Origin of the sequence: Tolypothrix sp. VBCCA 56010 (assembly GCF_050875635.1) — a bacterium.
In the GTDB taxonomy this organism is placed as follows: Bacteria; Cyanobacteriota; Cyanobacteriia; order Cyanobacteriales; family Nostocaceae; genus Hassallia.
Window position 1 is genome coordinate 1 of sequence record NZ_JBPAOH010000244.1, and the last position, 7,251, is coordinate 7,251.

Genomic DNA, 7,251 nt, shown 5'->3' on the forward strand with positions numbered 1-7,251 from the left:
GGGCAATGCTTACAACTCCCTGGGACAGTACCAACGGGCGATTGAGTTCTTGCAGCAGTCTTTGGAAATATCTAGGGAGATAGGCGATCGCAATGGCGAAGGTAATTCCTTAAACAATTTAGGCAATGCTTACAACTCCCTGGGACAGTACCAACGGGGGATTGAGTTCTACCACCAGTCTTTGGAAATATCTAAGGAGATAGGCGATCGCAGTACTGAAGGCAAATCCTTAGGTAATTTGGGTAATGCTTACTCCTCTCAGGGACAGTACCAAGAAGCGATTGAGTTATTTCAGCAGTCAAAGCAAATCGCTATGGAGATAGGCGATCGCAATTCTGAAGGCTTAGGCTTAATGAATTTGGGTCTTGCTTACTTATACCAGGGGCAATACCAAAAAGCGATTGATTTCTTCCAGCAGTCTTTAAAAATAGCTAGGGAGATAGGCGATCGCAATACTGAAGGCTTATGCTTAATGAGTTTGGGTCTTGCTTACTTATACCAGGGACAGTACCAACAAGCAATTGAGTTCTTCGAGCGGTCTTTGAATATAGCTACGGAGATAGGCGATCGAAATGGGGAAGCTAAAGCCTGGTTTAATTTAGGTTTGTCCTTAGAAAACCTCAATCGAGAATCAGATGCGCTGGGTGCTTATCGCAATGCCCGTGAACTTTTTCAGGTAATGGGACTTGATGCTAATATGCAAGATTGCAACAATTCAATTGAGCGTCTCTCTCAACCAAAAAAGCCTGTAGTCCCCCGTCGTGGGTTTTGGGCTTGGTTGCGTCGGTTGTGGCGTTGGGTACGCGCTTGGTTTCGGCAGTAAATAAATTAAATTATTACAATAAATTTAACCTGTTAATTCCAAATTTTTGGGAAATCATAGTTTCAAATTTATGAACAGCAAAACCATAGATATAGGTCAAGCTATATCTAAAGATATTGCAGAATATTTCAACTTTCTCTCTCCTGGAGATATTAGACTGAAAAATTCCAGAATAGGAATTGAAACAATTCTTTATGAATACATTGATTGTGGACGCTCTCCAGAGGAAATTGCCCAAATATATAAATCAATTTCCTTAGAACAAGTATATGCGACTATTCTTTACTATTTGCAAAACAAAGAAATTGTAAGTGCTTACATGAAAAACTGGCTAGAACATGGTCATAGAATGAGAGAAGAACAGCGGCTTAATCCCCCACCAGTATCAGAAAAACTCCGCCAACTCCGAACTGCAAGACAAGCCAAAAAACAAATAGATGACGCTGAGATATCTGATTGATGAAAATGTCAATTCTCTATATCCAAATCAAATGAAACTAAAAGAACCTGATATTTTTATCCAGGTAGTAGGAGAACCAGGAACACCACCGAAAGGAACACTCGATCCAGAAATTATATGTTGGTGTGAGGAAAATAATTTTATATTAGTCACAAACAACCGCACTTCCATGCCAGTACATTTAGCCGATCATATTGCTATGAGTCGTCACATACCAGGAATTTTTATTCTCAATCCGAATTTAAGTGTTGCTGAAAACATAGAAGAATTAATATTAGTTGCTTTAGCTTCAGAAGATGGTGAATATCAAGACCGCATAGTTTATTTACCCTTTCCATAATCAGATATTACGAATAAAAATAAGACTTGTGAAGAAGATGAGATGGAAACTGAAAGTGTAGATAAAGTAGAATCCTTCTATATTGCTATCATTCTCTATAAATCATCTTCAGATAAACCTGATTATCAACCTTTGTATCAAGAAAGCTTTGTTATGATTAAAGCTACCTCTTTACAGTCAGCAAAAGAAAAAGCTATTAAGCATGGTAAAAACGAAAATGTCAGCTATACAAATGAGAATGGAGAAACTATTACTTGGTCTTTACAACAAGTAGTAGACGTGAATTCAGTTTTGTATGATGACTTTGATTCATCTGAAGATGGTGTTGATTTATATGCTCGACATTTTCGTAATTATGAAGCTTACCAATCATTTGAGCCATTATTGTCTAAAGAGCAATTTGCAGATTAGTTATAAAACCATGCGATCGCTTCACCTATGCCAAAAGCGCTCCTTGCATCTTTGCATGAGACTATATCACAAAAAATCTGTAAAAGCGATCGCTCTTGTCGGTTCGCACATCGACTGGCGCAAAAGCGATCGCTACCAAAGCTATTAGCCTACGCAAACTTCAAAACCGTTGATTTTCCTCTTAGTCCGCGCAGGCGGACTTCGTTCGTATAGCCGCGACTTTCAGTCGTTAGGGCAAGGTGCAATATTTGAGTACAGAAAAATTTGGAAGAGCGTTCTTGACGGTTGCTATTAGTGATATTTTTAAGCATTGGGAACCCTTAAAAATTCAACATGAACGCAACCGACGATAAAACAATTGTTAAAAATTATTTCAATTCCACAGGCTTCGACCGCTGGAGACGTATTTATGGTGATGGCGAAGTCAACAAAGTTCAGCTAGACATCCGCAACGGACATCAGCAAACCGTCGATACAGTCCTTAGCTGGTTAAAAGGCGATCGCAATTTAGCAGAAATATCAATCTGCGATGCTGGATGTGGTGTGGGTAGTCTTAGCATCCCCCTAGCGGCAGAGAATGCAAAAGTTTATGCCAGCGATATTTCTGACAAAATGGTGGAGGAAGCAAAGGATAGAGCTTTAGAAACTTTAGGACAAGTAGAAAATCCGACTTTCACCGTCCAAGATTTAGAAGCCTTAAGTGGTAGTTATCATACCGTCATTTGCCTGGATGTTCTCATCCACTATCCCCAAGAAAAGGCAGACGAGATGATTTCTCATCTATCTTCTTTAGCACAGTCGCGGGTAATTCTCAGCTTTGCGCCGAAAACCTTCGCCCTGAGTATACTCAAAAAAATAGGCAGTTTTTTCCCAGGACCGAGTAAAGCAACTCGCGCTTATTTGCATCGGGAAGCTGATGTGGTGAAAATACTAGAAAAAAACGGCTTTAGCGTCGAAAGACAGTCAATGACTCGCACTCGCTTTTACTTTTCGCGAATACTGGAAGCTACACGTAAGTGAGGTTAAGATGGCGGCAATATAGCTTTTATATTTTGCCGCAATTATGAAATTCCTCACCAAAATAACTGCTGGGTTCTTGATTTCCTTCGGATTTATATGTTTGATAATGAGTGCTTCTAGCTTATTGCAGTTAGCAGATAAAGACCACACTACCATAGAACAGCAAGAAGCGAAAGATGCTTTTTTTGCCGGAATAGCCTTTGGTGTGCCATTCACAGCAGGGGGAGGATACATGCTTTGGGGGTTGCGTAGAAGACATCAAAAATTGTTACGCGATCGCCTAGATTCTACTTTTTATCAAATGCTCAAAGCCGATAATGGTAGAATTACCGTCTTACAGTTAGCGATGGAGACACAGCTATCTGGGGAACAAGCTAAACAATATCTCGATCAAAAAGCTAAAGAATTCAACGCTACTTTTGAAGCCAGCGATCGAGGCAACATTAGTTACCTGTTTCATCTTTAAAATCTGATTTCCTATGCCCTTAAAAACCCCTCCTTAACAAATATGGTATAGGAAACTTCTCCCAAACTCCTCAAAGCTGCTGTGCTATGTTTGAAAACAGAATCATCTGCTGATGCCATAACCAAGTATTAACATGACAAAAGTCGAAGCAACTCAGGCACAAGAAAAGTTTTCAGAACTTCTCGCTCTTGTGGAAGAAGGACAGGAACGTATTGTCATTGAATCAGAAGGACAGGTTATTGCAGCAGTTATCAGCTATGCGGACTTAAAGCGTTTGGAAGCATTGGAAGATGCAACAGATGTGGCAGATTTTCGACGTGCAGTAACTGAAAGTAACGCTGAGTCTTATTCAGTAGAAGAAGTGATTACTGAGTACAACAAACTTCATAACACTGATTTTACAGTAGAAAATATTTTGAATGACTGAATCCGGTCTGCTTGCTTTACGTATTACCAAATCTGCTCGTAAAGATTTAGTCGATTTGCACCCCAAATTTTTTAAGCAGGTGATGACTAAAATTTTGCTGCTACCAGAAAATCCTAGACCTCAAGATTATAAGCAACTGAAGGGATATTCAGGTGTTTATCGAGTCGATAGTGGTGAGTATCGCATTCTTTACACAATTTCAGAGGATGCAATCGAAGTTTTTCGAGTAGGCAAGCGCAACGATGACGAGGTGTATGAAAATCTCTAACGTCATACGGTAGTACAAAGACTTAGTGGAACATGTAGGCAAGTGAGGTTAGAATCACAAACAAAGTTCATTTTTTAAAGTGGAACTATGAAGACAGCTGGAAAATTAGCTTCTGGATGGCTGCTTACACTCGGATTTATGTTTATGACTTTATCAGTTTCATCGGTATTTGACAAAATTGCTATGCACAAGGAGTCTCAGCAAATACGGATAGATGTTGATGAGATAGAGTTTACACCTGCAAATACTGCCTCTGTTAATGATAATGATGCCGTGCGTTATTTCGTTTTTGGCGTTCCTACCTTAATACTGGGAGGATGGCTAGCATTTGGATTGTACCGTGACAGTCAGCAAGAGAAAAAAATGATTAATCAACAGGTCAGCGATCGCCTGCAATCTCTTTTTTATCAAATGCTGACTGAAAACAATGGACGTGTCACCGTTTTAAGCTTTGCAATGCAGTCACAGCTACCAGCTGCCGTCGCTAGAGAATATTTAGATGAAAAAGCGCAAGAATTTCATGCTAACTTTAAAGTAAGCGAAGATGGGGCAATCTCTTATCATTTTGATGTCTAAACCCTAAGAGAGCGAAAATGGGATAACTCCATGACGCAAATTTTTTTGAGTATAGGTGCTATTTTCGGCGGTTTGTCAGTTGCGGGTGGTGCATTTGCTTCCCATGCATTGCGGGAGAAAATTAGCGATCGCTCGCTAGAAATTTTTGAAACCGCTGCCCGTTATCAAATGTACCACGCTCTGGCATTATTGTTAGTAGCACTACTATTGAGCATCTACCAACAATCTCCGCCACCAACTTTATTAGCAAGTGGGTGGCTGTTCATCATTGGGATTGCTTTGTTCTCAGGTAGCTTGTATGCTCTCTCGTTAACAAATGTAAAAATATTGGGAGCGATCGCACCACTCGGAGGTGCAGCTTTTATTGTTGGTTGGGGTGCTTTAGCTTTTGCCGCTTGGAGTTTAAAGTATTAAATAGTTAGTTAATTAATAGGGCGCGTTACGCGCTTCGCGCTTTGCACCAGAGGAGAAGGAGCATTCCCCCTGCCACGCCAGATGCTCCACGCAGGTGATCCCCTTGGCGAACGCATGTGCGTGTCGCAGACAAGCGCCTCTCTATGAAGGGAGAAGACCAAACTAGCGCTCCCCTGCTCCCTTCCCCTCTGCCTCTTCGGTGATTATGGCGTGTGTTGCAAAAGAAGGCTCGATGGTGTCAGAATGTATCGACCTTGGAATCGAATTTGACCCATTACATTGATTAAAAGCTTCTCGAATAAAGTAGAGTGCATCGCGCCTCTGGACTTCCATACCGCCTCTATTCCACGTACCCCAACGAGTTATAAATTTTTGACCGTTATTGCGACGCTCAATAGCAACAGTAAAGTTATTGCGGAGTTCTCGATAACATCCCTCCAAATTAGTGAGGGTTAAATCCAGTGTTGGCACATTAAATTTATTCTCACCTTTATTAACAACAAAGAATCCCTCACTGCCTCGCTCCATCAGCAACACAGTAGGACTATCAACAGCTGCCAAAACATTTTCTTTAACGTTTTTTCCTTCATTTCCCCGTTGGCGCATAATTTGGCGGAACTTGACACCATATTTGATAAAAGAAGCATCCGCGTTATCCCAGTTGAGTACTAGAGGAGTGCCGCTAACTCTAGCCAGTACGTAGGCTGTTGCTAAAAAAGAAAGAGAGCGATCGCTGTAGGGATTGATAGCACTGGAGTTAATCTCACGGATATTATCGTGGTTTCTGCCAAAGGTAACGCTATTCGGATCGTTGACAGCTGTGGGAACTCGAAGCGATCGCAAATCTCCACCAAAGGTGAAGGCATTTTTCATAGAGTTGTAGAGAACAAAATCTGTAACAGGAGCAATCCAGTTATAGTTTTCTGCACTGGTGTCACCATCTGTAATCACTTCAAGATAATTCCACGTTTTTCCTTGGCTTTCTCGTGAAACGTAGCTGATGTACTCTTTCACAACATCTGCTGGCATATGTTTGGCAGCATCAAACCTAAATCCATCAATTCCCAAATCTAACAATTTCTTTAAATGAGCTTTTTGAATTTTTTTAACGTTATTGGTGAATATCAAGTCAGGAAGTCCGCCCAACCAACAATTAATTTCTGAATTTCTGTTACCATCACTATAATTAATTCCACAAGGTTTTTTACCCGGACGGTCTGAGGCAGAATTAAAATCACGTGGAGAAAGACCTGGAAATTTAGTTAAGTCTTCAAAATCATCATTGCCATCCAAATTAGCCATGTGATTGAAAACAACATCAGCAATGACTTTGACATTACAACTGTGAGCTTTATTAATCAGTTTTTTTAAATCTTCTTGGGAACCTCTACCTTCAATGACGCTGTAGTCTAGGGGTTGATAGCGTGCCCACCATTCAAGACTGGGATTAGACTTTTGGGTTGGAGGAGTAAGTATGTGAGAATATCCTTGCTTACCTAGTTCACAGACAAACTGTTCGACATCACTGTACTGTTGATCAAATGCATGAAAGATAGCAGTGGGTGTTGCTGCTGCTAATGTTTTAACAGGGTCAGCGCAAATTGTGCAAATAATAACTGCACGGCTGAAGATAAATTTGATGAAACGCATAGCTATTAAAATAAGCGAAATAACCACCAATGTCAAAAATGTGGACTTTAAACCTAACGACTCCCAGCAACGGGATTGAAACCCAAAGAGCGATCGCACCACTCAAAGGTGCAGCTTTTATTGCCGGTTGGGGTGCTTTGGCTTTTGCCGCTTGGAGTTTAAAGTAAAGTTAGCAGTTAAGAGTTAGGAGTTAAAAGTGAGGGGTTAGGAATTAAGAACTGATAATTCTTAACTCTTAATTCCTAACTCCTAACTCTTAATTTATCACTCATAACTCCTAACTCCTAACTATCATACAGCAGATTGCGGGTTTATGAAGTACAGTAACAGCAGTTTGTAAACCAGTTTTTTAGATGCTTGGGATTAACCAAATCGAGTGCTGTAGCAATCAAAGTA

General features: G+C 40.5%; 12 protein-coding genes. 11 read left to right on the forward strand and 1 reads right to left on the reverse strand.

The window, feature by feature from the left end; genetic code table 11:
- The 10 genes from AABK37_RS39205 to AABK37_RS39250 all read left to right on the forward strand — a co-directional run.
- The coding region (locus AABK37_RS39205) for a tetratricopeptide repeat protein (RefSeq protein ID WP_432556801.1) at nucleotides 1-823 on the forward strand (823 nt) is incomplete at its 5' end.
- Nucleotides 824-893: 70 nt separating this feature from the next.
- Nucleotides 894-1,283: a DUF433 domain-containing protein gene (locus AABK37_RS39210; RefSeq protein ID WP_432556802.1), complete on the forward strand. Its 390-nt coding sequence runs from the start codon at nucleotides 894-896 to the stop codon at nucleotides 1,281-1,283.
- A complete protein-coding gene (locus tag AABK37_RS39215; protein WP_432556803.1) occupies nucleotides 1,261-1,623 on the forward strand; it encodes a DUF5615 family PIN-like protein in 363 nt (120 codons plus the stop codon). The genes AABK37_RS39210 and AABK37_RS39215 overlap by 23 nt, the downstream gene beginning before the upstream one ends.
- Nucleotides 1,624-1,665: 42 nt before the next feature.
- The gene (locus AABK37_RS39220) at nucleotides 1,666-2,034 is read left to right on the forward strand and encodes a DUF4288 domain-containing protein (RefSeq protein ID WP_432556804.1); all 369 of its coding nucleotides are present in this window, start codon (nucleotides 1,666-1,668) and stop codon (nucleotides 2,032-2,034) included.
- Between the two features lie 333 nt (nucleotides 2,035-2,367).
- Entirely contained in the window at nucleotides 2,368-3,054 is a 687-nt protein-coding gene (gene bchM / locus AABK37_RS39225) for a magnesium protoporphyrin IX methyltransferase (protein WP_432556805.1), read from the forward strand.
- A gap of 106 nt (nucleotides 3,055-3,160) precedes the next feature.
- Nucleotides 3,161-3,520, forward strand: coding sequence for a hypothetical protein (locus tag AABK37_RS39230; RefSeq protein ID WP_432556806.1), 360 nt, complete (start codon nucleotides 3,161-3,163; stop codon nucleotides 3,518-3,520).
- Nucleotides 3,521-3,653: 133 nt separating this feature from the next.
- Nucleotides 3,654-3,947, forward strand: coding sequence for a type II toxin-antitoxin system Phd/YefM family antitoxin (locus tag AABK37_RS39235; RefSeq protein ID WP_432556807.1), 294 nt, complete (start codon nucleotides 3,654-3,656; stop codon nucleotides 3,945-3,947).
- Nucleotides 3,940-4,215, forward strand: a complete 276-nt coding sequence (locus tag AABK37_RS39240) for a type II toxin-antitoxin system RelE family toxin (protein ID WP_432556808.1) — start codon at nucleotides 3,940-3,942, stop codon at nucleotides 4,213-4,215. The genes AABK37_RS39235 and AABK37_RS39240 overlap by 8 nt, the downstream gene beginning before the upstream one ends.
- An 87-nt stretch (nucleotides 4,216-4,302) precedes the next feature.
- Nucleotides 4,303-4,791 (forward strand): hypothetical protein, encoded by a 489-nt coding sequence (locus tag AABK37_RS39245; protein WP_432556809.1) that lies wholly within the window; start codon nucleotides 4,303-4,305, stop codon nucleotides 4,789-4,791.
- A 30-nt stretch (nucleotides 4,792-4,821) separates the two neighbouring features.
- Nucleotides 4,822-5,205 carry a DUF423 domain-containing protein gene (locus AABK37_RS39250; RefSeq protein ID WP_432556810.1) on the forward strand — a complete coding sequence of 128 codons (384 nt, stop codon included), beginning with the start codon at nucleotides 4,822-4,824 and terminating at the stop codon, nucleotides 5,203-5,205.
- Between the two features lie 162 nt (nucleotides 5,206-5,367).
- Here AABK37_RS39250 and AABK37_RS39255 read toward each other — a convergent pair whose 3' ends face one another.
- Entirely contained in the window at nucleotides 5,368-6,855 is a 1,488-nt protein-coding gene (locus AABK37_RS39255; RefSeq protein ID WP_432556811.1) for an alpha-amylase family glycosyl hydrolase, read from the reverse strand.
- Nucleotides 6,856-6,884: 29 nt separating this feature from the next.
- On the opposite strand from AABK37_RS39255, the gene AABK37_RS39260 reads away from it, so the two are divergent.
- Nucleotides 6,885-7,022, forward strand: coding sequence for a hypothetical protein (locus AABK37_RS39260; RefSeq protein WP_432556812.1), 138 nt, complete (start codon nucleotides 6,885-6,887; stop codon nucleotides 7,020-7,022).
- Nucleotides 7,023-7,251: the final 229 nt, after the last annotated feature.